This window comes from Lewinella sp. LCG006 (assembly GCF_040784935.1).
Taxonomy (GTDB): Bacteria; Bacteroidota; Bacteroidia; order Chitinophagales; family Saprospiraceae; genus Lewinella.
This window is the reverse complement of sequence record NZ_CP160680.1, coordinates 6,475,543-6,500,455: the sequence shown is the minus strand read 5'-3', so window position 1 is coordinate 6,500,455 and position 24,913 is coordinate 6,475,543. Positions and strand designations below refer to the sequence as shown.

23 protein-coding genes are annotated in these 24,913 nt (G+C 46.7%); 14 read left to right on the top strand and 9 right to left on the bottom strand.

All coding sequences use genetic code 11. The annotated features are described in order from the left end of the window. Positions 1–144 precede the first annotated feature (144 nt). Positions 145–1,164 (top strand): DUF4249 family protein, encoded by a 1,020-nt coding sequence (locus tag AB0L18_RS23720; protein ID WP_367389808.1) that lies wholly within the window; start codon positions 145–147, stop codon positions 1,162–1,164. A gap of 84 nt (positions 1,165–1,248) precedes the next feature. Here AB0L18_RS23720 and AB0L18_RS23715 read toward each other — a convergent pair whose 3' ends face one another. Then, positions 1,249–1,935, bottom strand: coding sequence for a hypothetical protein (locus AB0L18_RS23715; protein ID WP_367389807.1), 687 nt, complete (start codon positions 1,933–1,935; stop codon positions 1,249–1,251). 376 nt (positions 1,936–2,311) lie between these two features. Here AB0L18_RS23715 and dnaK point away from each other — a divergent pair, with 376 nt between their 5' ends. The 5 genes from dnaK to AB0L18_RS23690 all read left to right on the top strand — a co-directional run bounded on the left by dnaK (position 2,312) and on the right by AB0L18_RS23690 (position 9,290). Then, complete coding sequence (gene dnaK, locus AB0L18_RS23710; protein WP_367389806.1) at positions 2,312–4,228, top strand: molecular chaperone DnaK; 1,917 nt, start codon at positions 2,312–2,314, stop codon at positions 4,226–4,228. A gap of 179 nt (positions 4,229–4,407) precedes the next feature. Further along, on the top strand, positions 4,408–6,546 hold the full coding sequence (locus tag AB0L18_RS23705) for a carboxypeptidase-like regulatory domain-containing protein (protein WP_367389805.1): 2,139 nt from the start codon (positions 4,408–4,410) through the stop codon (positions 6,544–6,546). 36 nt (positions 6,547–6,582) lie between these two features. Next, positions 6,583–7,266 (top strand): hypothetical protein, encoded by a 684-nt coding sequence (locus AB0L18_RS23700; protein ID WP_367389804.1) that lies wholly within the window; start codon positions 6,583–6,585, stop codon positions 7,264–7,266. Between the two features lie 229 nt (positions 7,267–7,495). After that, complete coding sequence (locus tag AB0L18_RS23695) at positions 7,496–8,539, top strand: sensor histidine kinase (protein WP_367389803.1); 1,044 nt, start codon at positions 7,496–7,498, stop codon at positions 8,537–8,539. Beyond that, on the top strand, positions 8,520–9,290 hold the full coding sequence (locus AB0L18_RS23690) for a LytR/AlgR family response regulator transcription factor (protein ID WP_367389802.1): 771 nt from the start codon (positions 8,520–8,522) through the stop codon (positions 9,288–9,290). The genes AB0L18_RS23695 and AB0L18_RS23690 overlap by 20 nt, the downstream gene beginning before the upstream one ends. Here the strand turns inward: AB0L18_RS23690 and AB0L18_RS23685 are convergent. Together AB0L18_RS23685 and AB0L18_RS23680 are read right to left on the bottom strand one after the other, a co-directional pair. After that, positions 9,287–10,444, bottom strand: coding sequence for an acyl-CoA dehydrogenase family protein (locus AB0L18_RS23685; RefSeq protein WP_367389801.1), 1,158 nt, complete (start codon positions 10,442–10,444; stop codon positions 9,287–9,289). The two genes, AB0L18_RS23690 and AB0L18_RS23685, sit on opposite strands and share 4 nt — an antisense overlap. 39 nt (positions 10,445–10,483) lie before the next feature. After that, on the bottom strand, positions 10,484–11,716 hold the full coding sequence (locus AB0L18_RS23680; protein WP_367389800.1) for an alkaline phosphatase: 1,233 nt from the start codon (positions 11,714–11,716) through the stop codon (positions 10,484–10,486). Positions 11,717–12,017: 301 nt separating this feature from the next. Here AB0L18_RS23680 and AB0L18_RS23675 point away from each other — a divergent pair, with 301 nt between their 5' ends. The 4 genes from AB0L18_RS23675 (at position 12,018) to AB0L18_RS23660 (ending at position 16,297) form a co-directional block, all read left to right on the top strand. Continuing rightward, positions 12,018–13,115: a hypothetical protein gene (locus AB0L18_RS23675; protein ID WP_367389799.1), complete on the top strand. Its 1,098-nt coding sequence runs from the start codon at positions 12,018–12,020 to the stop codon at positions 13,113–13,115. Between the two features lie 265 nt (positions 13,116–13,380). Continuing rightward, positions 13,381–14,478 (top strand): hypothetical protein, encoded by a 1,098-nt coding sequence (locus AB0L18_RS23670; protein WP_367389798.1) that lies wholly within the window; start codon positions 13,381–13,383, stop codon positions 14,476–14,478. 411 nt (positions 14,479–14,889) lie between these two features. Next, on the top strand, positions 14,890–16,014 hold the full coding sequence (locus AB0L18_RS23665) for a DNA replication/repair protein RecF (RefSeq protein WP_367389797.1): 1,125 nt from the start codon (positions 14,890–14,892) through the stop codon (positions 16,012–16,014). After that, positions 16,007–16,297, top strand: a complete 291-nt coding sequence (locus AB0L18_RS23660) for a DUF721 domain-containing protein (RefSeq protein WP_367389796.1) — start codon at positions 16,007–16,009, stop codon at positions 16,295–16,297. The genes AB0L18_RS23665 and AB0L18_RS23660 overlap by 8 nt, the downstream gene beginning before the upstream one ends. Positions 16,298–16,302: 5 nt before the next feature. On the opposite strand, the gene murB is transcribed toward AB0L18_RS23660, so the two are convergent. Then, complete coding sequence (gene murB, locus AB0L18_RS23655) at positions 16,303–17,319, bottom strand: UDP-N-acetylmuramate dehydrogenase (RefSeq protein WP_367389795.1); 1,017 nt, start codon at positions 17,317–17,319, stop codon at positions 16,303–16,305. 109 nt (positions 17,320–17,428) lie between these two features. Here murB and AB0L18_RS23650 point away from each other — a divergent pair, with 109 nt between their 5' ends. From AB0L18_RS23650 to AB0L18_RS23640, 3 genes are read left to right on the top strand one after another with little or no spacing between them, the layout of a single operon-like run. After that, positions 17,429–18,316 (top strand): 3-hydroxybutyryl-CoA dehydrogenase, encoded by an 888-nt coding sequence (locus AB0L18_RS23650; RefSeq protein ID WP_367389794.1) that lies wholly within the window; start codon positions 17,429–17,431, stop codon positions 18,314–18,316. Next, positions 18,317–18,703, top strand: a complete 387-nt coding sequence (locus AB0L18_RS23645; protein ID WP_367389793.1) for a hypothetical protein — start codon at positions 18,317–18,319, stop codon at positions 18,701–18,703. It abuts the gene before it with no gap. Between the two features lie 53 nt (positions 18,704–18,756). Beyond that, positions 18,757–19,548 (top strand): RHS repeat-associated core domain-containing protein, encoded by a 792-nt coding sequence (locus AB0L18_RS23640; RefSeq protein ID WP_367393183.1) that lies wholly within the window; start codon positions 18,757–18,759, stop codon positions 19,546–19,548. Here AB0L18_RS23640 and AB0L18_RS23635 read toward each other — a convergent pair. Then, positions 19,545–20,795, bottom strand: coding sequence for an IS256 family transposase (locus AB0L18_RS23635; RefSeq protein WP_367388148.1), 1,251 nt, complete (start codon positions 20,793–20,795; stop codon positions 19,545–19,547). The genes AB0L18_RS23640 and AB0L18_RS23635 overlap by 4 nt on opposite strands. A 272-nt stretch (positions 20,796–21,067) precedes the next feature. Between AB0L18_RS23635 and AB0L18_RS23630 the strand changes: the two genes are divergently transcribed. Further along, a complete protein-coding gene (locus AB0L18_RS23630; protein WP_367389792.1) occupies positions 21,068–21,424 on the top strand; it encodes a hypothetical protein in 357 nt (118 codons plus the stop codon). 206 nt (positions 21,425–21,630) lie between these two features. On the opposite strand, the gene AB0L18_RS23625 is transcribed toward AB0L18_RS23630, so the two are convergent. The 4 genes from AB0L18_RS23625 to AB0L18_RS23610 all read right to left on the bottom strand — a co-directional run bounded on the left by AB0L18_RS23625 (position 21,631) and on the right by AB0L18_RS23610 (position 24,909). After that, a complete protein-coding gene (locus tag AB0L18_RS23625; protein ID WP_367389791.1) occupies positions 21,631–22,062 on the bottom strand; it encodes a hypothetical protein in 432 nt (143 codons plus the stop codon). Between the two features lie 445 nt (positions 22,063–22,507). Further along, positions 22,508–22,936 carry an RNA-binding S4 domain-containing protein gene (locus AB0L18_RS23620; protein ID WP_367389790.1) on the bottom strand — a complete coding sequence of 143 codons (429 nt, stop codon included), beginning with the start codon at positions 22,934–22,936 and terminating at the stop codon, positions 22,508–22,510. 15 nt (positions 22,937–22,951) lie between these two features. Next, the gene (locus AB0L18_RS23615) at positions 22,952–23,698 is read right to left on the bottom strand and encodes a PPK2 family polyphosphate kinase (protein WP_367389789.1); all 747 of its coding nucleotides are present in this window, start codon (positions 23,696–23,698) and stop codon (positions 22,952–22,954) included. 281 nt (positions 23,699–23,979) lie between these two features. After that, positions 23,980–24,909: a DUF58 domain-containing protein gene (locus AB0L18_RS23610; RefSeq protein WP_367389788.1), complete on the bottom strand. Its 930-nt coding sequence runs from the start codon at positions 24,907–24,909 to the stop codon at positions 23,980–23,982. Positions 24,910–24,913 lie beyond the last annotated feature (4 nt).

Sequence of the window (24,913 nt, the reverse complement as noted above, 5' to 3'; positions counted from 1 at the left end):
ATTTGATAGTTAGGTTTGAGCCCCCAAGATAGAAACAATTTATTTTTATCCTTTTTGGCTTTTAGCTGACGTCAATCCCTAAAAGTTGGTAAGGATTCTAAAACAAAAGGCTACTTTTGCAGTCGACTGTTAATTAAAATAATTATGACGATTAATAACCCCCTACTGTTCCTTTTTTTAGGTGCTACATTGCTTTGGTCTTCTTGCGAAACAGATTTTCAATTGGAAGGTGAATGGAAAGATATCCCCGTTGTTTATTCTTTTCTTTCTGCACAGGATACGGCTTATTACATTCGCGTTGAGCGTGCTTTTCTCGAACCTGGTGGTAATGCCCGAGAGATTGCCCAAATTCCTGACTCCATCTACTATGGTATCAACGACGTTACCGTAAAGTTGGAGCGATTAAGTGATGGCACCACCGCCACACTCGAAAGAGTAGATGGCCGTGACGAAGGCTATCCGAGAGAGGAAGGCGATTTTGTCAATGAGCCTAATTATCTCTACAAACTCAGAAGAAGCCAACTCAATCTCAACGAGGGCAACGATTTCCGCGTAATCATTGAGAGAGATGGTGAAGAACCAGCTACGGCAAGCTCCGTAATGATCAGTGAGATTGAAGTTGCTAACTTGCCGATTTCCGGATTTTTTAACTTTGGCGATTATTCCAAAACTACGCGTTTTGGTTTCCGCCCCAGTGGAGAAGAAGGAAGGGTTTTTGATATCCGCATGATCTTCAAATACCGGGAGACAGATCCTGCTAATCCAACTAATTTCCTGAGTAAGGAAGCCGTATGGGTGATTGCCAATAACATCATCAGGGATGAAGAAGTGTCAGCGCAATCCGTGACGGTACCCAATGAAGCTTTTTACCAATTCGTCGCTTCTGAATTGGAGCCCATCTCCAACGGTAACCGCAAATTTGATGGCATCTACATCCAGGTCACTGCCGCCGGAGTAGAGATTGAAGACTACCTGCGTATCGCCAATGCCAATATTGGGATTACATCGGCACAGTCTATTCCCGTTTATTCAAATGTTCAAAACGGGGTAGGCATTGTTTCTTCCCGCTATCAAGTCTTGTCAGATGTCTTTACCCTCGGAGCAGAATCTCGAGATAGCTTATACAATAGTGTACTCACTGCAGATTTGCGGTTTGTTCCTTAGATTTAGCTGTTGCTAAATCATTACAAAGCCTTGTTCACACTGGTGTGAACAAGGCTTTGTAATTTCAAGATATGGATCGAAATACTAATAGTAAACACAGTTCCCTGCAGTACAGTGTTTTTTGTATTCAGAAATATTGTTGCCTGTCCTCGTGAAACTAATTGCCTTCTTCATCTGAATATCAGGAAAAAAAGTCTTGAGGCTTTCTTCATCTGGAACGACTAATGCAAAAGAAACACCGTAGAGTGTAACTGGCACAAAAGCATACCCTTCTGGTGCTTCACTACCTTCAATTTTGCTGAAGTCAGGTCGTTCTATATGCTTATAGATAAACTCATAATGCTCATTAATCTGTTGAACCACCTCTTCTAGTTCAAAAAAAGCGTCCAGCCCACCTGAGGGAGAAAGCGAGGCTTGATAGGCTACCTTTTGAGTGGTCAAAATATCGTTGTTTGTGTTGATAACGCCTAGATAGCTTCCGCTGAATGTAGTAGTTGATAATCCAGTGCCAGCATCCAACGTCAGAAAAGCATACCCCTCAGGTAATTCAAATTGAATTTGTGTGGGATCACTAGCTTTCTTTATGACTTTAGTGCCAACAGGGAGCATCATTTTATCCAGCAAGGTTTCTTCCAGAAGAAGCCCATTGTCGCTCAGTTGGAGCTGTTGGGCCTCAATTGTTGATACTGCTGAAGAAGGTATAGAAATATTTGGCTCACAAGCAAAGAAAAGCATTGCCAGGACAGCCGTGATTGAAATGAGATAACGCATGGTTGAAAGGTTTATAGATGGAGAAATACTAGCGCGCTTAAAGTAAGCTTGGCTTTAGCCGAGCTAAGATCATTGAATAAATTTAGGGTGATATATTTAATAATGCAAATAAGAATAGCGTGTAATAGATTAGTCGCTGAGAAGCCTCGTCGTTATTCAGGGAAGGGCATACGCGTGATCAATAGAAAAAGACTTACTGCTACAGTTGCTGCCGAAATGTCATAAGTTGCTGACAGTGCCAGCTGCAATAATGGCGCAGATGGCGTTTGTAGTCTATCCTTTTGTCAGAAAGTAAGCTGACGCGGGTAGTTGGCACATTCCTTGCTCTATGGTGTCTGTATTAATTTCACAAGAACAAAAGTAAAATACACATAATATGAGCAAGATTATCGGTATTGACCTTGGAACCACCAACTCCTGCGTCGCAGTGATGGAGGGCAACGAGCCGGTAGTTATCCCCAATGACGAAGGACGCCGCACGACCCCTTCGGTAGTCGCTTTCATGGATAATGGTGAGCGCAAGATTGGTGATCCTGCCAAACGTCAAGCAATTACCAACCCAACGCGTACGGTTTCTTCGATCAAGCGTTTCATGGGCTCACGTTTCTCTGAATTGAAAAATGAAGTTGAACGCGTTCCTTACAAAGTTGTAAAAGGCGACAATGATACCGTTCGGGTAGACATTGATGGCCGTATGTATACTGCCCAGGAAATTTCTGCGATGGTATTGCAGAAAATGAAGAAAGTAGCTGAAGACTTTTTGGGTCAGGAAGTTACAGAGGCCGTTGTGACGGTGCCTGCCTACTTCAACGATTCTCAGCGTCAAGCAACCAAAGAAGCTGGTGAGATCGCGGGTCTGAAGATCAGCCGTATCATCAACGAGCCTACGGCTGCTGCACTTTCTTACGGACTCGACAAGCGTTCGCAGGACATGACTATCGCTGTCTATGACTTGGGTGGTGGTACCTTCGATATTTCTATCCTTGAACTGGGTGACGGTGTTTTCGAAGTGAAATCTACCAATGGTGATACGCACCTTGGGGGTGATGACTTTGACCGCGTGATCATTGATTTCCTGGCAGAAGAATTCCAGAAGCAGGAAAACATGGACTTGCGTAAGGACCCAATGGCGCTTCAGCGCTTGAAGGATGCTGCCGAGAAAGCTAAGATTGAGCTTTCCAGTGGTTCTGAAACGGAAATCAACCTGCCTTATATCACAGCTGTTGACGGTGTACCCAAGCACTTGGTGGTTAAATTGTCTAGGGCGAAATTTGAGCAATTGGCCGACAGTCTGGTAGAACGTACGCTTAAGCCTTGTCAGGATGCACTGAAAGACGCGGGTCTTTCTACCAGTGATATCGACGAAATCATCCTCGTGGGTGGTTCTACACGTATCCCTCGCATCCAGGAAGCAGTAGAGAAGTTCTTCGGCAAGAAGCCTAATAAAGGAGTGAACCCCGATGAAGTGGTAGCCGTAGGTGCTGCTATTCAAGGTGGTGTACTAAGTGGAGATGTACAGGACGTACTCCTACTCGACGTAACTCCGCTTTCTATGGGTATCGAAACCATGGGTGGTGTTTACGACGTAGTAATCGAAGCCAACAGCACGATTCCTACCAAGAAGTCGAAGGTGTATTCTACCGCATCTGACAACCAGCCTTCGGTAGAGATTCACATTCTTCAGGGAGAACGCTCCATGGCGAAAGACAACCGTACGGTTGGTCGCTTCATCCTGAACGATATTCCACCTGCACCGCGTGGTGTACCTCAGATCGAAGTATCTTTCGATATGGACGCCAACGGTATCCTGAGCGTTTCCGCCAAGGACAAAGGCACGGGTAAAGAGCAGAGCATTCGCATCGAAGCTTCTACTGGTTTGAGCAAAGAAGAAATTGCTCGGATGAAAGCAGAGGCAGAAGCCAATGCTGATTCAGACCGCGAAGCAAGAGAGCGTATCGAGAAGTTGAATGGTGCGGAGAACCTGGTTTTCCAAACTGAGAAACAACTCAAAGAATACGGCGACAAGCTACCTGCGGAGAAAAAAGAAGCCATCGAGAAAGCTGCTGCAGACTTGAAAGCTGCTAAAGATGCCGAAGATATGGACGGTATCGAAAAGCACATGGAAACATTGAATGCTGCTTGGCAGGCTGCCAGCCAGGAAATGTACCAGGCTACCCAAGAAGCTGGAGCCAATGGCGAAGCAACAGCTAACGCAGGTGCGGGTGCTGCCAACGGAGCCGGAGCTGCTGAAGATGTAACGGATGTAGAATACGAAGAGGTAGAGGACAAGTAAGTCACTGCCACTTTCTGATAAAGAAAAGTTATCCCGGGTCTTGACGATGGTCAAGGCTCGGGATTCTTTTTCTTAATTATCGACAATTCGGTAGGCTTTTTCGACAGTTCAGATTGGTCTATTCGTTCAGGTTTGCTACGCCCCGCATCTTTGAAGTATCAGCAACAAATACCAGCGCAATGCGATACTTCTACCTTTTACTAATCAGCCAAATGGCCCTACTGGCTACAGGTGCCAGCCAGACCATCTTTACGGGTAAGGTCCAGGATAAGAAAGGCGAGCCTATTATTGGAGCTAATGTGTACCTGGTCGGCAGCTACGATGGGACGGTTACCAACGAAAAAGGCTACTTTGAGTTTACGACCACCGAAACGGGCAGTTGGTCGCTGGCGATCACCTATTTGGGCTACGACAAATGGGAAAGCACCGTAGTGGCAAACAACCAGCCCCAACAATTTCAAGTAACCTTATTGGAAGGGGCAAATCAGTTAGACGCCGTTGTGATCACCGCTGGTGCCTTTGCCGCTGGGGATGGGAAGAAATCGGTGACGCTCAATACCCTTGATATCGTTACGACAGCGGGTGCTTCCGGTGATGTTATTGGGGCTTTGCAGACTTTGCCAGGGGCTCAGCGAGTGGGGGAGAATGGTCGCCTATTTGTGCGCGGCGGTGCTGCCTACGAAACCAAAACCTTTATCGATGGTGCTTACGTTGCCCAGCCTTATACCAGCACCGTACCCAATGTGCCCGCTCGGGGGCGTTTTTCTCCTCTTTTATTCCAGGGTACTACTTTTAGTACGGGTGGTTATTCGGCAGCCTACGGACAGGCTTTATCCAGCGCCTTAATACTGTCCTCAGAAGATTTAGCGCCCCATACGTTAACGGGTATCTCCCTGATGAGCGTCGGTGGCAGTTTGAGCCATACACAACGTTGGGAAAACACTTCCGTAGCAGTTTCGGCCGACTATACCAACCTCGAACCTTACCTGCACTTGGTACCCCAGGACATCCAGTGGGATAAAGCCCCCAAAACGGCGGGTGGACAGCTGATTATGCGCCACCAAACCCGTAGCGGGGGGCTACTGAAATTGCAAGCTCAGCATCATCGCAGTAGTATGGCTTTGCGCACACCGAGCCCCCTGCAAGTAACGGATACCATCGCCGTAGGGCTGGAAAATGATTATACCTATACGGGCCTAGGCTACCAAACCATGCTCGGTAACCAGTGGAGCCTGAAAACGACTTTGGCGTACACTCGACACGAAGATCGCACTACCACCATAGCCAACATAAAGGAGCAACAGCAAAGCTGGACAGCGAATGCGCAGTTGAGCACCGAAATCCAGACTGGTCATCTCCTGCGCATGGGGCTTAACTATATCGATGAGCATTGGGCGGAGCAACTAGAAATTGCAGCATTCAGCGCTGACCAAAGGATTCAAGAGCCCCTACTTGCCGCTTACATAGAAGATGATTGGTCTGTTACCAATAAGTTGATTACACGACTAGGTACGCGCATGGAGTACCGTTCTACCACTCAGGAGTGGAGCCTCAGTCCTCGTTTATCCCTGGCTTATAAAACAGGTACTTACAGCCAAGTCAGTATCGCTGGGGGGCGCTTTGTGCAAACGCCTACCGAGCAGCGACTTTTTGCTAATCCGAATTTACAATCGGAAGAAGCATTGCACTTGCTTGCTAATTGGCAATGGCAAAAGGCGGGGCGCACCCTACGTGTGGAGGCTTACGAGAAATCGTACCGACAACTTGTTTTACAACAAGAAGCGACATTTACCAACGAGGGTGGCGGTTATGCCCGTGGAATTGACGTCTTTTATCGAGACAAACTGTCTCTAAAGAACAGCGATTTCTGGGTTTCTTACGCTTACCTGGACACGGAGCGTCGTTTTGATCAGTTCACTGACCCCGTGCAGCCTAATTTTGCGGCCAAGCACACCCTCAATATCGTCTATAAATATTGGGTGCCTCGCTGGCAATCAATGATTGGCCTGACGGGCGTGTGGGCCTCTCCCCGGAATTACTTCCATCCGGAGGGCACCGCAGTAGCAGGAAGGACCAGTCCTTTTAAAGACCTAAGTCTCAATTGGAGTTACCTGACCCAGATCAAGGGGCACTTTACGGTACTGCACCTATCCTTCTCCAACGTACCTGGATTTATCAATCATTTTGGGGAGCAGTTTAGTCAACAGCCTGCTGCTGACGGTACCTATCCCGCAATTACTGTTCGTCCTCCAGCCAAGCGATTTGCCTTTGTCGGCTTATTTGTCAGCATTGGTGAGGAGGGGGCAAGCTTGTATTAATAATTTCCATTCAACAACAATAAAAATTTCAAAATCATGAAGTATCTAATCTTTTCCTTCGGACTGTGCTTATTTTTCACCAGTAGCCTTTTGGCCCAAAATCAGGAAGATCGTTTCACGACCACGATGGGCAGTGTGCTGGCAAGTATGGAACCCCAAGAGAATACCCCTGTGGATTGGGAGGCCATCACGAATAAGTTGGAGCGGATAGCGGCGGCAGAACCCGATCAATGGCTACCATCCTACTACCTGAGTTATGCAACCCTTCAAAGGGCCATGGTAGAAATGTCGAAAGGCAATACAGAAGGGGTGGAGCGCTACGTCAAAGCCAGTGCGTCTTACCTGGAACAAGCGAAGACAAAAACAGCGATGAACAGCGAGCTCAAGTGCCAGGAAGGCTATGTGATGCAAGGTTATATCTGGATTGACCAGGTGAACAATGGCCCTCAGTACGCAGGGGCTGCCCATGCCGCTTACGCAGCGGCAGCGCAAATGGACCCTGAAAATCCGCGACCACTAATGTTGCGAGGAATGCTGGTATTGTTTACGCCGGAATTCTTCGGCGGTGGAGCGGAAAAAGCGATGCCCCTGTTGCAAGGAGCAGATCAGTTGTATCAATTGGAGCGTAGTAAAGAGCGTGGTTTGCTTCCTACTTGGGGCTACCCAACGAATCAGTGGATGCTGAATAAAGCACAATCCCAATTAGCCACAAAAGAATAATAATACCTAATTTAGAGCCGGTGCTGCCAGCAGAGGCAGTCACCAGCTCATTAGACTTGTTCTGCTGGGTCAGTTTGGAGGGAAAATTGATGCATTATCGACCACGCGAAGCCTTTTTTGAGGAGCCTAGCCATAGCTAAGCGACTTAAAAAAGGCACAGTGTGGGAAGATAAGGCACGATTTGCCCCCGAAATGATCCCAGCAGAACAAGTCTATTAATTCTGTCCGCATGCAACGAACGTTAGCACCGCACTTACTGGTGTTTTTAAAAGCATTTTTGTGGGGTACGCTCATCTTTGGCTTGGTCTATTATTTGTTTTTGGGCTGGCCGCTGAGCCTTGAAACCGCCATCCACTCCGCACGTTCTGGTTTGCTAACTGCTCTGTTGTGGGTAGGCAATGGCTTTATTTCCGACGCTGTAAAAGTATCCTGGATTGATTATCCTGTCCGTCGCTTGGTAATTTCGGCGGTCTTGACCATCGTGGTTACTTATGTGGCCGGTGTTTTAACGGATGTCATCATTGATCTTGTGGTAAATGGTAGGGTCACGAAAGCTTCGCTAACGATCTCCAAGGATTTCTTCTTGAGTCTGCTGGTGATCACCTTCTTCATCAGTTTGTTCATGCACGGTCGGCAATTTTTGTTGAATTACAAAGCCTCCATTATCGCTCAGGAAGAGCTAAAACGCGCTAATCTGGCCAGCCGCTACGAATCACTACAAAATCAGGTTAATCCCCATTTTCTGTTTAATAGCCTTAACGTACTCAGCAACTTAGTATACAAGGATGCCGATTTATCGGCTAAATTTATCCAGCAACTGGCCGAGGTATACCGCTATGTCTTGGAGGCACGCGACCAGGAGGTAGTGAGCTTGCAAGCCGAGAAAGAAATGTTGATGGCTTATTTGTTTTTATTAAAAATTCGTTTTGGAGACCAGTTCCTGGTGGAGGTTAACTTAAACCCTTCTCCGGAAGATGCTCTTCCTCCTTTAGTGCTACAAATGGTGGTAGAAAACGCTGTCAAACACAATGTTGTCTCACGACGACACCCCTTGACCTTAGAGATCAGGAAAGAAGGAGATCGTATCCTGGTTCGCAATAATTTACAAGTCAAACAGCAAGTACAAACCTCGCTGGGGGTTGGTTTGAATAATATTCGTTCACGTTATGGTTTGTTAAGCGATCAAGCTGTTGAAATCGTTGAAGGCCCAGATTATTATCAAGTTAGTTTACCCCTTTTAAAAGTTAAGGAATATGCGCGTGTTAATCGTTGAAGACGAACCTCTCGCTGCTGATCGATTGGAAAGTATGCTTCGCCAGCGGCTACCGGATTTTACGCTGGTAGGGATGTTTGATAGTATAGAAGAAACCGTGGAGGCACTCCAAAAAGGCTTGATGCCGGATTTAGCCTTTTTCGACATCCAACTGGCCGATGGTCTGAGTTTTTCCATCTTTGAGCAGGCCCAGTTGCCTTGTCCCGTTATCTTTACTACCGCCTTCGATCAGTATGCCCTGCAGGCATTTGAGGTCAATAGTATTGATTATTTGCTAAAGCCGATCGCCGGAGAAAAACTGAATCGTGCTTTGCAGAAATTTCACCAACGACAGCCCGAAAAGCATACCAGCGCGCCCAGTTTGGCTATTTTGCAACAAGCCATGGCGATGATTCAGGAAAAGCAGTACAAGGAACGTTTCATTATTAAATCGGGGGCGACGCTACAGACCATACCCGTCACAGAGATCGTCTATTTCTGGTCGGAAAATAAGCTCACCTGGATTCGTTTAAAGGACGGCAGAAAGCATACGGTAGACTATAACCTGGAGCAATTAGAATCCCTGCTGAATCCACAAAATTACTTCCGGGTCAACCGTAAATATTATGTCGCCTTACCCGCAATAAATAAGGCGACTGTTTACAGTAACAGTCGCCTCAAGTTGCATCTTCCTCACCTTGAAGAAGGAGAGGAGGTAGTCGTTAGCCGTGAGAAAGTACAGCTTTTCAAGGCTTGGATGGCAGGCGATTAATCTTTAAGGATATGCCTACTAATGACGAGCTTCTGAATCTCCGAGGTACCCTCGCCGATTGTACAAAGCTTGACGTCGCGGTAGTATTTTTCAACAGGAAAATCTTTTGTAAACCCATATCCGCCGAAAATTTGCACGGCTTCGGTGGCCACTCTAACCGCCGCTTCCGAGGCATAGTACTTCGCCATAGCGGATACTTTGGTTACCGGTTGGTTGGCATCCTTGAGGGCACCTGCTTTGCGGGTCAGTAATTCTGCGGCTTCAATTTCTGTAGCCATATCAGCGAGCTTAAAGCTAATGGCCTGGAACTTGGCAATGGCTTTGCCAAATTGCTCACGTTCTTTAGCGTATTGAACCGCCGCCAGATAAGCTCCTTTAGCGATACCTAGAGAAAGCGCCGCAATAGAGATACGGCCACCATCTAGGATTTTCATCGATTGGATAAAGCCATCTCCAATTTCGCCAAGAATTTGACGCTTGTGAACACGGCAATTATCGAAAATCATCTCAGCCGTTTCACTGGCTCTCATTCCCAGTTTATTCTCTTTTTTTCCAGCACTAAATCCTGGTGTGCCGCGCTCCACCACGAAGGCGGTCATTCCGTGGCTGTCTAGCAATTCTCCCGTGCGGGCAATGACGACAGCTACGTGGCCTGATTTGCCGTGGGTGATAAAGTTTTTGCTCCCGTTCAGGATGTAATAGTCTCCATCTTGTTCGGCTACACAGCGCATCCTGCCGGCGTCGCTTCCGGTGTTAGGTTCCGTAAGCCCCCAAGCACCAATCCATTCTCCGGTGGCTAATTTTGGGAGATATTTTTGTTTCTGTTCTTCATTACCAAACATAAGGATATGATTGGTACATAAAGAGTTGTGTGCAGCAACAGACAGGCCAATAGAACCACAAACTTTAGCAATTTCTACAATGATGCTGATATAAGCCTCGTAGTTGAGGCCAGCACCGTCATAAGTTTCTGGAACAAGGACTCCCAAGAAACCATATTCTCCCATTTTGTGGAAGAGGTCAATGGGAAAGTGTTGTGCTTCATCCCATTCCATGACGTGGGGACGAATGTGCGTTTCCGCAAAATCGCGGGCGCTCTCCTCAATCAAAAGTAGATTGTCGGGAGAAATGGTGGGGTTGGTTAGGACAGACATTTATATTTATTAACGATTTGAGTATTCTATTCTGTAAGCTTAGTTCTCTGGTAACAATTTATTACCTAGAGTGTTGAGGGCTTCTTCGCCTATTTTTTCCGGGCCCCATTGGAGGAAGTCCCGCATTTTTTGGTAGATGGCAGTGTTTTCGTAGATGCCAGAAAAGGCTTCTGCACCAGGGCCATAAGCGTATACCGGGACCATCGATCCCGTATGCCCATTGGTGGTAAAAGCAGTTTCCACCTTGCCGCGTTTAGATCCATTTTGGATCGCCATACCGCCAGATTCATGGTCGGCCGTGACAACGACAAGGGTGTTTCCACGTTGGCGCGCGAATCTTAGAATTTCTCCGATAGCACGGTCAAAATCGAGGATTTCCTGAATAGCCAGTTTGCCTTCATTGGCGTGGTTGGCCCAGTCGATCTGACTGCCTTCAATCATGAGGACAAAGCCATTTTCAGCACCTCTGATGTTGAGGAAATCCGCGCTGAGCCTACTGGCATAAGTGAGGTAACTACGCCCCTGGTTTACAGGAAGTGGTTGGTTGTCAGCGGTCAAGAAGGCAAATTTTAACTTGGGGTCGGGGCGAACATCATTGAGTTTGCCATTAAAATAATCACCAACCAGATAGCCCCTGGTTTGCAATTCTGCCAAGAGGTCGCGATCATCCATTTTACGGCGGTCGAAGTATCTTTTTCCTCCACCAATCATAATGTCGACGCCGGATTGGCAGATATCTTCAGCAATCTGTTCGTAGAAGATACGCATTTTCTGATGCGCTAAAAAAGCAGCAGGTGTCGCATGTACTAGGGTAGAGGTGGCCACGACCCCTGTAGCTAATCCGCGTGCCATGGCTTCTTCCATGATGCTTAGGCTAGGGATCGTGTCACCATTTATACCGATGGCGCCATTGTAAGTCTTTACGCCACAGGCAAAAGCCGTAGCACCCGCCGCAGAATCGGTGATCAGATCGGAACTGGAATAGGGTTTATGAAAGCCAATGACGGGAAACTGCTCAATGGCCAAGGGTGTAGCACTGGTGTACAATGCCGCCGACATTTGGCTGAGCCCCATACCATCACCGATCATTAAAATAACCGCAGGAGGGGGCAATTCTCCCGTGCTTTTTCTACTTGGTTCCTCCCACTGTAGAGGCACTGCTGTCTGTGTTTGGCAATCACTGATGTAGATGCTGCCAAATAGCAAGAGGAGAAAGCCTACTAAATATTCTTTTCCCGCCCTGTAATTGCTCCGTTTTTTCCTGCTGGTCAATGTTTAAACTATTAAGTGAACGCTGCTTTCATACACTGCAAATTTACGCTATCCATACAGGATTCTTTAGTAAGGATACTAAGCGAAATCCAGATGCCGTAAAAAAGGATGCGGCCAAAGCAAAGAAGGATTTTTAAGTGATTAAAGAATTAAATTTTGAATAAATATAAAATTAGTATTAATTCAGAATTAAATTTTTTAAAAAGTCTACCTTTGTCGCAACTAATCAAAGGCATTGGTGGTTTAATCCTCAAAAGCTGGTAAAATTACTAAAAACTAAGCAGCCTAAAAATAACGACGTATGAAAAAGTATTCCTGTATGGTCAGGTTCTTTATCGTTTCTTTCACGACATTTTTGATGCCTTTCTTGATGGAAGCTCAATCCATGTCGATTTTTGACTATTTGGCTGCACAGGAAATTACGGAAGTTAGTATCACAACTGACCTTGCTCAGCTGCTTACTCTGGAAGGAGATGAGGAGCAAAAAGCAGTGTTAAGCTTTGTAAATGGAGCCAAGGAAACAGAGTTGTGGGACATTAAATTGAGTGCTCGCGGTAAGTTCCGTCTTCGGATTTGTGATTTTCCACCTTTGAAGATAGATTTCTCGAAAGATGATTTGAAAAGTCGTGGTTTCGCCAGCTATGACAAATACAAGTTGGTGACGCATTGTCAGGAAAATCGCCAAGAGGCTCGTGAGGCAGTTTTGCGGGAGTATACGACCTATCAGTTGTACAAGGCCCTTACCCCTGCCAGTTATGAGACGCACTTGCTACGCATTGACTACATCGACAGCGAAGAGAAGGTAAGCACCGAGCGACGCTATGCATTTTTACTGGAAAGCAACAAAGAGCTGCAGGATAGATTGGCGGTTACGGAATGTGAAGACTGTTTGGGTTATTCCCCTGAGCAGGTGGACTCGCAAGCGGAGAACCTTATGGCGGTATTCCAATACATGATTGGCAATACTGACTTCAACCTTTCGATGGCACGCAACCTGAAGCTTTTCCATACCCCGGGAGGCACGGTGGTGCCCGTAGCTTACGATTTTGACTTTTCTGCTATGGTGGGTGTTTCCTATGCGATACCGGCCCGAGAGCTTGGGCAAAAGACTATTAAAGACCGCATTTTTCTCGGTTTCCAGGTGACGGATGAGCAGATGGAACAGACGCTTGCTTACTTTGAAAGCAAAAGAGAAACGTTGGAATTGAGCATTAAAAATCAGCGTTTACTTTCGGCAAATGCTCGTTATGAAATGCGGGAATATCTCAATGAATTCTATGACCATCTCACCGATTTGCGGCAGTTTGGTGGACTGAGAACTTATTCTCAGATGCGGCAAACAGCCCCCGAAGTCGTTCCTGCAGGGGCAAAGCCAGAGAATTATGGCGTAAGACGCTAATTTTCACTTTTTCAAACCAAATTATTTTTTCTTTTTTGGGCTTTTAAAGCAAATTTTCAATCAAGCGAGCCCCGCTTGCACCACGAAATCCTTCGATTTTAAAAGTTAGTGTAAATTTAACACAAAGCTAGGCACTTAATGCCTAGCTTTGTGTTTGTATAGGGGACAACATCTTCGGATGGAATCCTTTTTTTAAATAATCCCTACTAAGATGAAAACGCAAACATGTACGGCAATACATGATTTTTTCAGTAAAACACTTCATTTGAAAAAGCTAATCATTGTTTTGTTGATGTTGGCAGTTCAGGCTGCCCATGCGCAATATGCGCCCAATACTTCTTTGTTTGACCTCCTGACGGGGGAAGAGATCAAGGAAGTTACCCTTCGTACCGATTTGGTAAACTTGCTCAACAGCACGGAGCAAACGGCTGATTACCAACCTGCTACTTTTTCCTTCTCTTCCCAACAGGGTGGTAAGCAGACTTGGGATGTAAAAGTAAAGCCCAGAGGAAAATTCCGCCGCCAGGTTTGTGACTTTCCTCCTTTGAAGCTCAATTTTTCAAAAACAGCTCTTTTTAATCGTGGCCTTGCTGATCACGATAAGCTCAAGCTGGTCACGCATTGCACCGAGGATAAAAACCTGGGTAATGAAAAGGTGATGCAGGAGTATTTGGCTTATAAGCTCTATCAGGAATTGAATCCTTACAGTTTTCGCGTTCAGCTGGTGAATATCCAGTACATTGATGCTTCTGGCCGCTTGAGTGGTTTCCGTCGGCTGGGATTCATTATCGAAGACACGGGCGAATTGGAGCAACGGATGAATGGTAAGGAATGCGAGGACTGTACTTACCAACCCATCACGGCATTTGACACCAAGGCTGCCGGGATGCATGCGATGTTTCAGTACCTGATTGGTAATTCGGATTACAGTGTGCCGGTGTTGCGAAACATCAAGCTGATCCGTCGTGCTATTGATGGTAAGCTGGTTCCCGTAGGCTATGATTTTGACTTTGCGGGATTTGTTGAAGCACCTTATGCTATTCCTGCCAACCACTTGGGACAAATCACGATTCGGCAGCGCATCTACCTGGGGACCTTGGCCAGTGACCAGGAAATGCGAGAAATCATTGAGATCTTCCTCCGTAAAAAAGAGCAACTACTGCAGGTCATACAGGATTTTCGTCCGCTCTCGGCGGCGAAACGCTTTGAACTTAAGGAATACATGCTCACTTACTACGAGCAGATGGAAATGATCAAAGCGAACGGCTACCAGGATGTTTACCAGCATTTGCGGCAGGAGCATCCCATGGCTATTCCTGACGGTGGTTCGGCTGCCGATTACGGGGTGGTGGCGAAGAACTAGGTTGGGCTGCGAATTGGCCAGGGGGGCAGCGCGTTTTTTAGCCACTAAAGCACTAAAGCACGGAATTACACGAAAGGTTTTTTTGCCGCAAATCTGCCTGTCAGCAGACAGGGCACGGAGTTTTTTAGAATCCAATATGCGCCTGTTACTTTTTTAGTGGGTTTTAGTGTTCCTGCCTGTAAGGCCAGCTTTCTGGCAGGCAGGTTGGAGCTTTAGTGGCTATCTCTGTTTCCTTCCGTAAGCACATGAGGCACCCCTAGACAGGGAGAGGTAAGAGCGGATAGCGTGGTGGCGAGCCGATAAGCGTAGCCAGCTAGCCCAAAGATTAGTCTTAAGCCCCCACTGCTCAATAGCGTGAATGACCAATCAAAATCCATTCCTTATCTTTGGCACTCACCCAATCAATGACCCTTGCAGCTGAGTCGCATCCATTTGGTACAGTTCAAGAATTACGCGGATCAATTACTGGCATTTAGCCCCCAGCTAAATGGCTTTGTTGGTCAGAACGGGATGGGTAAAACCAACCTGTTGGATGCCATTTATTATCTCTGCATGGGGAAAAGTTATTTCGCCACGACCGATCAGTACATCGTACAACATGAGCAAGATTTTTTCCGCCTGGTTGGGATATTCGAACACGAGGAAAAGAAAGACCAGATTGTTGTCAAGGTAAAGCCTAGAAAAAGTAAAGAGCTAGAACTCAATGGGAAACGTTACGACCGCTTGGTCGACCATGTGGGGCGTTTTCCAGTGGTCATTGTGGTGCCTGATGATACCCAACTCATCCATGAGGGCAGCGAAGAACGGCGGCGTTTTTTAGACAATACCCTTTCCCAATTAGATAGTGTTTACCTGGGCCATTTACTTCAGTACAACAAAGTACTCAAGCAAAGAAATGCACTGCTGAAGCAGCGTGCCGGTCGATCTCTTCCCGAAGACCTGCTCAGTGTTTACGACCAACAACTTGCAGGTCCTGCCCAATACATTTACGAAAGGCGAGCAGCGTTTGTGGCGTCTTTTATTCCTCCTTTTCAGCATGCCCACGAAGCAATTTGTGGAGGGCAAGAAAAGGTGAGTTTAAGGTACCGATCTCATTTAGAAGAAAAATCGCTTCCCGAAATATTGGCGGAAAGCCGCGAAAAAGACCGCGTGCTAGAGCGTACCACCCAGGGCGTTCATCGCGATGAGCTGGTGTTTAAATTAGGTGGGCATCCTCTCAAACGACTAGGGAGCCAGGGTCAGCTCAAGTCTTTTGTTTTGGCACTCAAACTCGCGCAATACCGATTTTTGCAGGCCGAGCGTCAGCTTTCCCCCATCTTGCTACTTGATGATATTTTTGATAAGCTCGACCCCCAGCGCGTGGAGCAGCTCCTGGCTTACATCCTGGCCGAAGATTTTGGACAAATATTTCTTTCGGATACCGACGAGCAGCGCATCCGTAGCGTACTTGAACAACACCAGCGTGTAAGGCCTAAACTCTTCGCCGTAAAGGAAGGAAAGGCCACCGAAATAGCTTATCTTTCGAGCCATGAGTGATCACAATCAAACGGATCTGAAAGCGGCGATCAAAGCCATGCTGGACTATTACAAACTCAAAGGCCGCTACCAGCAAACCCGCATCAAGCAGCTTTGGCCGGCTTTGATGGGGCCCTCCATTACCCAGTATACCACTGATTTACGGATCAGCCACAATGTCCTTTTCGTAACGATCCGTTCAGCAGCCCTGAAGCAAGAATTAAGCATGGGGACGGAGAAAATTTGCCGTCTGCTCAACGAGGAGTTGGGAGAAGAGTATCTTAAAGAGGTCGTGATCAGGTAGTACTTTTACAAAATAGCGTTCACTTCCCGCTCCAGTTCAATTCCGTATTTTTCTTGTACATCCTCCCTAATCAATGTACTAAAAGCCAGGATTTCTTTGGCCGTGGCTCCGCCGTGATTCACAATGACGAGTGCTTGCCGTTCGTAGCAGCCTACCGCTCCGCGGCGTTGACCTTTCCAGCCACTTTGGTCGATGAGCCAGCCCGCGGGAACTTTGACCTGGTGGTTGTCGGCAGGGTAGGAGGGAATATTCGGGAACTGATTTTGCAATTTCTGGAAATGCTCCAGGGAGATCACCGGATTTTTGAAGAAACTCCCCGCATTGCCATAAATGCGCCAATCGGGTAGTTTGGACCGCCGGATTTCGATTACCGCTGCGGCAACATCCTGAGGCGTAGGGGAGTGGATGCCCCATTTTTTCAATTGTTCCTGGATATCGCCGTAGTGCGTATATAGTGAGTGGTGGTGCCGCGATAGGCGAAAGCTGACACTGGTAATAAGGTAGCGATGGCGGTTTGCTGCTTGCTTGAAAATACTATCGCGATAGCCAAACTGGCAATCCTCCAGAAAGAAGGTGTGCTGGGCTTCCGTCTCCAGCTCCTGGGCTTCCAGCTCAACGAAAACATCCTTAATCTCACGACCATAAGCTCCGATATTCTGGATGGGGGCAGCCCCTACCGTTCCGGGAATGAGTGCCATGTTTTCCAAACCACCATACCCTTGTTGTAGGCTCCACAAGACCAGTTGGTGCCAATTGACGCCTCCGCCTGCCCGCACGATAACTTCGTTGTCGGCGACCTCCTTGCTTTCGATGAATTGGATGCAGTTGTGGATGACCAATCCGGGGTAGTTGTCCGGGAGCAAAAGATTACTCCCTCCACCAAGAATGAGCCGTGGGGTGGCTTTGTCGACCTGTGAAAGAAGTTGTGGCAGTTCGTCGGGATGATGAATAGCTGCATAATGCGCCGCAATTGCGGCGATGCCAAAGGTGTTGAAGGACTTTAAATTGTAATTCGTTTGCAATAGCCTGGTATTTGCCCGCAAAGGTAGGAAAGGCCTGCTTTATTTACTATTTTCGCGAAAATTCTGACTAAATAAGCTAACCAAATAAGCTAACCAAATAAAAAACGGAATGAAAAATATTGCTGTCATCGGGGCTGGTACCATGGGAAATGGGATTGCTCACGTTTTTGCTCAAAGTGGTTTTACCGTTACCTTAATTGACATCTCTGCTACTGCCCTGGAAAAAGCCCTGGCTACCATCAATCGCAACCTCGACCGCCTGGTAACCAAGGAAAAGATCAGCGAAGCGGACAAGGCCGCTACCTTGGGTCGTCTGACCACCGCCACCGATATGAGTGAGGGGGTAAGCCATGCCGACCTGGTAGTAGAAGCCGCTACTGAAAACGTAGAGCTTAAGCTCAAGATTTTCCAGCAACTGGATGTCGCTGCTCCCGCCGCTGCCATTCTTGCCACCAATACTTCCTCCATCTCTATTACCAAAATAGCGGCCGTTACCAAACGCCCAAAGCAGGTGATCGGCATGCACTTTATGAATCCAGTACCCATCATGAAACTGGTAGAAGTGATCCGCGGCTACGCTACTTCTGATGAAGTGACGGCTAAGATCATGGACTTGTCCAAGCAGTTGGGTAAGGCTCCCGTAGAAGTGAATGACTACCCAGGCTTCGTTGCCAATCGCATCCTGATGCCGATGATTAATGAGGCCATCTACACCTTGTTTGAAGGCGTTGCTGGTGTGGAAGAAATTGATACCGTCATGAAACTCGGAATGGCGCACCCCATGGGGCCACTCCAACTGGCCGATTTCATCGGGCTGGATGTTTGCCTTTCGATCTTACGCGTGCTCCACGATGGTTTCGGTAACCCCAAATATGCCCCCTGTCCGCTACTGGTGAACATGGTGATGGCCGGTAAAATGGGCGTAAAATCCGGCGAAGGTTTTTACAGCTATGGGCACGGTACGAAGGAGTTAGTTGTAGCAGATGGGTTTAGGTAGGTGGGGCAGCACTTGGATGAGATTGGCGAGATCGATAATGCTGTGACCCTGATTTCAGCAGTGAAAAAAATAAAAAAACGTATTCCGGAAAGAGCCGCTGATCCCGCCAACTGGGGCATGGCTAAATCCATGATGATGGGCGCGCAAAATGCCGGAGTTGATCTATCGAGCGAAGCGGCGATTGATAATTATATGAGAGAGCTTCAGCGTACGCAATCACAGAAAGCGTATAGCCAACCAGTATCTCCCACTACCAATCCTTACAAACACCTGGGACGCAACGACAAGGTCACCGTTCGCTATAAAGGCGGTCGCGTACTCAGCGAGGTGAAATTCAAGAAGGTGATGAAAGATTTACAAGGAGGAGCTTGTGAGTTGGTGGAGTAGGGTATGTCCCGTAATGATTAGTCACAGAACTACAAACCCTTAACCCCGACTCCCTGGATGTAAAACAACGCCTTTGGTACTACCCCTTCGGTATGCACATGGAAGGTATTGGGCAGACGATGGCTACACCTGCTCAGGCGTATAGGTACAATGGTAAGGAGTTGGATGAGGCGACGGGGTTGTATGATTATGGGGCAAGGTATTATGATCCGGCGGTGGCGAGGTGGGGGCAGGTGGATCCGCTGGCGGATCAGTATGCGCCGTACTCGCCTTATAATTATGTGTTGGGGAATCCGATTAGACTCACTGACCCTGATGGGAGGAGTGTTGATGGTGAATATGAACAAAGTGCTGATGGTAAATGGGTTAAAACATCTACTAAAGGCGACGAAATTGGAATCGACTTTTATCACTATAATTTAAATAAAGGATCACAACTGACGGTTGTTACAGATGGTGAATATTCGGCAGTTATGAAAAATGGAAGGTATAGTATACAAGGAGAAGAACGGACGAGTGATACTGAATGGAATACATTGTTTAATGAGTTTATGCAGGGGACTGGTCCAGAAAGAAGTGTTTTCTTTGGTTCAGGACTCATGAGTGATGCTTTGCAAGAAGGTGACTCAATATCCGACGGAGCATCAGAATTACTCGGTTCTGCGGATTGGGTGAGCCAAGGAGTAACAAATTATAGAGGACCCATTTCTGTTGCATTAGATGACGATCACGTAAATATGGAGACACATTTCATAGGATCGTACAATTATAGTCTCTATAAGTTAGGGCCTAGAGTTCTAGCACTTGTACAGGGAGTGTCCATTGAACTGTGTCTGCAACTTTAGGAAATATGTTTGGTAAATCGATCCCCATGTGCTAGCGTTAATTCACGTCGAATAGCACTCCATGTTCTTACTGATTTATTCCAGCTGTTTTTTTTACGTTCCAGTGCTAAGAACAACTGAATAAGCAAAGCTCGTTCGCTGACCCATGCGCCTTTGGCCTTAGTCACCCGGCGAATTTCCCGGTTGAGGTTTTCGATGGCATTGGTCGTGTAAATCAACTTTTTCAGCGTCGGACTCAATTGCATACATCTCATTAAATCATCCCAATCTTTGAGCCACAAGTCTACAACCAGATCGTATTTGCCTTGCCAGAAAACCTGGAAATCTTCCAATTTCCTGCGGGCTTCGGCCTCGTTGACAGCGTTGTAAACTTCCTTAAGCTGACGTAAAACCTGACGGCTATCCTTTTCGTCCAGTAACTTAAAGGTATTGCGAATTTTGTGAACCACACAACGCTGGATATTAGCTAAAGGAAAAGTCTCGGCGATCACTTCACGTAAACCTGTCAAACCATCGCTGCATATGTAGAGGACATCCTCTAGACCGCGATTTTTAAGCTGCTGTAAACAACGTGCCCACTCTGTAGCACTTTCGGCTCCTTGACCAGGAATCAAAGCAATGATCTCGCGTTTTCCTTCCACCGTAATCCCGTATACAACATAAAGGGCAATACGGCTGACCTGTCCATCACGACGTACATCCAAATAGATCGCATCAATGAACATCACTACCAACAGCGCAGGTAAGGGACTGTTTCGCCAAGCTTCTACTCGCTCCCAAGTGCTGTTGATTACAGACGAAATACGACTGTCGCTCATCTGAGCCCCGTACATACGCTCTAAGTGCAACCGAATGTCACTGATTGAGTTACTCATTGAGTACAGCTCCAGAATCTGGTTGTCAAAACCTAAGCCTAGTTCATATTGCCGCTTCTTGACCGTCAAGGGCTCGAAACTACCGTTACGATCACGGCTGTAGTGAATCTCAACAGGGCCAGCCTCGGAGCGAACTTCCTTAGATAGCTGCCCATTGCGCTTATTGGTTAAACCTTGGGCTTTTTCCCCTTGGATGTGGTCTTCTAGTTCTGCCGCTAAAGCTCCTTCCAAAAAGTTAGCAATCAAAGGCTTGAGAAGACCGTCTTCTCCTGTTAATCCCTTACCTTGAATTAGGCCCGCAATAACTTGCTGGCGATATGACTCAAAATCGAAATCCGACAGAGTCTCTTCTTTTTTGGTTTTCTTTGACATAATTAAATGTGTCTACTTTTGACGCAGACACAGTTCAATGGATACTCCCCTTGTACAAGATACGAAATCGGCTGAATCCCTTTATGGACATGTGAGTACATCTTTTAATGCTTCTCGTGCTGAAGGAAGGCCAGTAATGATTTCTGGACAATATACATTCAGAGCTTCTTCTGGGGGATATATTCCTCTCCGTCCTGGAGGTGTATCTTATAAAACTACCACTACTTATCAATCATATCTTTTCTTTGTTGATTGATACTTAAAATCCAGTTATGAGAATATTACTTTGTATTGTAGGTGGAGTCATAATTTATATTCTATCAGGAGTATATAACCACAATTTCACCAAAGGTATGATAACAGGAAATTACATCAATAGTAACTTCGAACATTCTGCAATGGAACCTCAAACATACGACGAGTTAGCCATATTCAATGATGGAACATTTGATAGTGTATATTTTGGACATGGTGTATACGAATTAAGTAATTCATTTATGGCGACTAAAATTAAGTTGAAGGCTACCAATGGCAGTTTGAATTTTTCCACTTATATAACTAGGCAATGGTTCGGTAAACCTAAAATTATCTTCTCCGCAGATGCGAATCATTATTATAAGAAGAAATAGCCCACTGGTTACCTACACGCCGTGCGCCCTAGCGGATAGACGAATAGCGCCCAGTAGGCGCAATACCAGCTCTGCTGACATTACATAATCCGAAATAGATCTAAAATCTCTTGCAACAAAAAAGCCCGTCTCTTTATCAGACAGGCTTTTTTGTAACGGTTTCCTTTCCTAAGGCAGAGGTAAGCAATAGATGCTCCAAAAGCCCCTTACTCCACTCTTAATTTAGTGAGCTGTGTTTCTATCCCTTTCATAAACTGCTCAACCGTTTCGGCGGAGGTGTACTCGGAAGTTTTGGCCAGGTCATAGATGTCTTTGTATTTGACGATTTCCTGGAAACCATTTTTGAGGCCCTCTCTTATTTTTGTATTCTTGTTGTAGCGGTCAATGCGGTTGTTGATGGTATCCAGGTTGGAGGTGACTCTTTTGCGGAGGGCCAGGTAGGCGGCTTCGTTGGTTTTCAGGATCTCCGAAGGGCTGATCGCGCTTTCGTCAATCTGTGATACTTGCTTTGCTGGCTCGGTGGTAGCTGTGGTGTCGCTTGGTGCTGCCGTGGTGGTTTCTTCCGTGGCAGGAGCATCATTGTTGCACTGGGTGAAAAAAAGCATGGCAAGGATGGCCAGTGGGAAAAAATATTTCATGGTGATTAATTTTTTTGGTGAATCGCACCGCAAATTTAGGTCAAATTCATGAATTTGACCTGCTTTCATCAACTTTAGGTAATCGGTGTTATTCTTGCTATTAGCACTACCCAAATGTGTACCTCTGGAGGAACCGATCCATAGGCTCGAGACCGCTACTGGCTGGTGTTATCCTGTTTTCGGGGTGTTTTTTGTTTGGGAGAAGGAAGTAACACCTCCGTCCTGCGGACACCTCCGCCAGCGGAGGACATTGGTTATGGAAGTGTTATCCTGTTTGCGGAGAAGGTCTTTTTTCTAGCACCACCCAAATGTGTCCCTGCTAGTAGCATGAATACCAGTGATAAACGGAAGTGGTATTACGTTAATCTGGCTTAGTGAGAACGTCCTTTGGGGAGGCCCATAATAAACGACTAAAATCAATTGGTTCTTGATGAATCATATCAGATTAAAGGTCTTCCTCCTCGTCATCGTCATCATCAAAATCATAAAGCCGTATACCTTTGAAATCATCAATTTCTCGGCGTTCTTTCTTGGTGGGGCGACCGGTACCTTTTTCGCGAGATTCCACCCCGCGTTTGCCCACAAACCAGGCGTCGTATTTGGTGAGTTCTTCGGCGGGCGTCAGATCGACATAGCATTCCTGGGCGATGGCGGCACCTACCCGTTTTTGGATAAGATCGACGACCTTAAAGACGAGGTTGAAGCCATTTCTATTGACCGTTACGACTTCATCTCTTTGGACAAGGTAGCTTGCTTTGACCGTCTTTTCGCCAATTTTTACCCGCCCGTTGCGGACGGCATCGGTGGCCATGGTTCTGGTTTTATAAATCCTAACACTCCAGAGCCACTTGTCTATTCTTACTTTTTTGAGCATCGTTGAGGTAGTCGTTTATACTTTTTCCAAGGGAGGATACTGCATGTTCAATCCTTCGAGTGCTGCTACCACAATTTCGGTCATCACATAATCGCGGTACCAGCGTTGATCTACGGGTACAATGTGCCAGGGAGTGGTGCTGTTGTTCAGTACATCTTCGTAACAACGCATGTATTCTTCCCAGTGTTTGCGCTCTTGCCAATCGCCCGCATTGTGCTTCCAGTGCTTTTCTGGATCGTCTAGGCGCTCCTGCAGCTCCAGGAGTTGTTGGTCATAAGAGATGTTGAGGAAAAACTTGAGGACGAGGGTATTGTTATCAAACTGTAGCAAGTCTTCAAACATATTGATGGCCGCCATTCGCTTTTGTACGTGTTCTTCTGTGATCCACTTGTGAACCCGTTGGATGAGCACATCTTCGTAATGGGAACGGTTGAAAATTACCAATTCGCCTTTGCGAGGGGCTTGCTTGTGTACGCGCCAGAGGAAGTCGTGAGCAAACTCTTCTTCGGTAGGTTTCTTGAAGCTGTAGGTACGCAGACCGTAAGGAGCACACTCTCCGAAAACATTGCGAGTGCCTCCGTCTTTGCCGCTGCCATCCATGCCTTGCAGGATGACCAACACACTGTGTTTTCCTTCGGCAATAAGCAGTTGGTGCAATTCGGCAATCCGTTCACGGCGTTTCTTGGTGATTTTTTCGGCCTCGTCCTTGTCCAATCCTTCTGGTGCCCTGGTAGGCAACTCAGCAATTCTTATCTTTTCCATTATTTTTTTATTAGAGGTTTAGCTTCGGTGCTGCTTAATCCGTTACTTTTCGGCGGCTTCGCGTTGAATGTAAGTGTCTCATTATTAGCAATCTGAGTACTTTAAGACCCACGAGGCTAGGAGGGAAATAGGTAATACTTGGTCGGTGTCCCTTTAGGTTTGTCAAAGTCCCTATACCCCTGTCCGCTTGGCCAGGCGGGCTGTACCAAGTACCCGATACCCGTGAGATTTCACTTCGTGGATGCTTTGTGAAGCAGCATCCACGAAGTGAAATCTCACGCTTATATCCTCATCTTGCTCCGCTTCACCAGGTACTGCTGGAGAATAGGCTTAAAGCCTTTATTGATGTCTGCTTCTACGAAATCGATACGATACTGTAGGCATTTTTGCTTGAGTGCTTCGACAAAATCGTTCACTTGTTTGGTGTAAAAGGCTTTGACCTGATTAGGCTGTAGTTTTACCTTTTCGCCTGTTTCCAAATCTTCAAACTCGTAAGGGCGGTTTTCGAATTCAAAGTCGATTTCCTGCTTTTTATCTACGGTGTGGAATAAGACGACCTCGTGTTTGTTGTACTTGAGGTGTTGTAGGGCCGAGAAAAGGTGCTCTGCATCTTCGCCGGATTCAAACATATCGCTAAAGATGATGACCAGGGAACGGCGGTGGATGCTCTCCGCAATTTGGTGCAAAGCCTGAGCGGCATTGGTGGTTTGCTGTAATTTGGGTTCGTTGATGAGCTGGTGCAGGTACGTGAGCATCAAGCGGTAGTGCGTGGTGCTCGACTTGACGTGGGTGTGCAGGTTGACTTCATCCGTAAACAAGCTCAGACCAAAGGCATCGCGTTGGCGCATCAGGAGGTTCATCAAGGCCGCTGCCGCCAATGCAGAAAAGCGCAACTTGTTGATGCCTGCTTCGCTGGTGGCATTGACCTCGGGGAAATACATGGAACTCGAAGCATCTATCACAATCTGGCAACGCAAATTGGTTTCCTCTTCGTAGCGTTTGGTAAACAGTTTTTCGGTACGACCGTACACCTTCCAGTCAATACTTCGCGTTGATTCACCCGGGTTGTAAATACGGTGTTCGGCAAACTCTACGGAAAAACCATGAAAAGGGCTTTTATGGAGCCCGATGATAAATCCTTCCACGACCTGACGGGCGAGCAACTCTATGTTGCTCATCTCCCTTACTGCTTTGCTATCTAATTCGAACATAAAT

Excerpts from the sequence above, each read along its gene's own strand:
- AB0L18_RS23720 (WP_367389808.1), top strand. The coding sequence starts at position 145 with ATGACGATTAATAACCCCCTACTGTTCCTTTTTTTAGGTGCTACATTG.
- AB0L18_RS23715 (WP_367389807.1), bottom strand. The coding sequence starts at position 1,935 with ATGCGTTATCTCATTTCAATCACGGCTGTCCTGGCAATGCTTTTCTTT.
- dnaK (WP_367389806.1), top strand. The coding sequence starts at position 2,312 with ATGAGCAAGATTATCGGTATTGACCTTGGAACCACCAACTCCTGCGTC.
- AB0L18_RS23705 (WP_367389805.1), top strand. The coding sequence starts at position 4,408 with ATGCGATACTTCTACCTTTTACTAATCAGCCAAATGGCCCTACTGGCT.
- AB0L18_RS23700 (WP_367389804.1), top strand. The coding sequence starts at position 6,583 with ATGAAGTATCTAATCTTTTCCTTCGGACTGTGCTTATTTTTCACCAGT.
- AB0L18_RS23695 (WP_367389803.1), top strand. The coding sequence starts at position 7,496 with ATGCAACGAACGTTAGCACCGCACTTACTGGTGTTTTTAAAAGCATTT.
- AB0L18_RS23690 (WP_367389802.1), top strand. The coding sequence starts at position 8,520 with ATGCGCGTGTTAATCGTTGAAGACGAACCTCTCGCTGCTGATCGATTG.
- AB0L18_RS23685 (WP_367389801.1), bottom strand. The coding sequence starts at position 10,444 with ATGTCTGTCCTAACCAACCCCACCATTTCTCCCGACAATCTACTTTTG.
- AB0L18_RS23675 (WP_367389799.1), top strand. The coding sequence starts at position 12,018 with ATGAAAAAGTATTCCTGTATGGTCAGGTTCTTTATCGTTTCTTTCACG.
- AB0L18_RS23660 (WP_367389796.1), top strand. The coding sequence starts at position 16,007 with ATGAGTGATCACAATCAAACGGATCTGAAAGCGGCGATCAAAGCCATG.
- AB0L18_RS23650 (WP_367389794.1), top strand. The coding sequence starts at position 17,429 with ATGAAAAATATTGCTGTCATCGGGGCTGGTACCATGGGAAATGGGATT.
- AB0L18_RS23635 (WP_367388148.1), bottom strand. The coding sequence starts at position 20,795 with ATGTCAAAGAAAACCAAAAAAGAAGAGACTCTGTCGGATTTCGATTTT.
- AB0L18_RS23630 (WP_367389792.1), top strand. The coding sequence starts at position 21,068 with ATGAGAATATTACTTTGTATTGTAGGTGGAGTCATAATTTATATTCTA.
- AB0L18_RS23625 (WP_367389791.1), bottom strand. The coding sequence starts at position 22,062 with ATGAAATATTTTTTCCCACTGGCCATCCTTGCCATGCTTTTTTTCACC.
- AB0L18_RS23620 (WP_367389790.1), bottom strand. The coding sequence starts at position 22,936 with ATGCTCAAAAAAGTAAGAATAGACAAGTGGCTCTGGAGTGTTAGGATT.
- AB0L18_RS23615 (WP_367389789.1), bottom strand. The coding sequence starts at position 23,698 with ATGGAAAAGATAAGAATTGCTGAGTTGCCTACCAGGGCACCAGAAGGA.
- AB0L18_RS23610 (WP_367389788.1), bottom strand. The coding sequence starts at position 24,909 with ATGTTCGAATTAGATAGCAAAGCAGTAAGGGAGATGAGCAACATAGAG.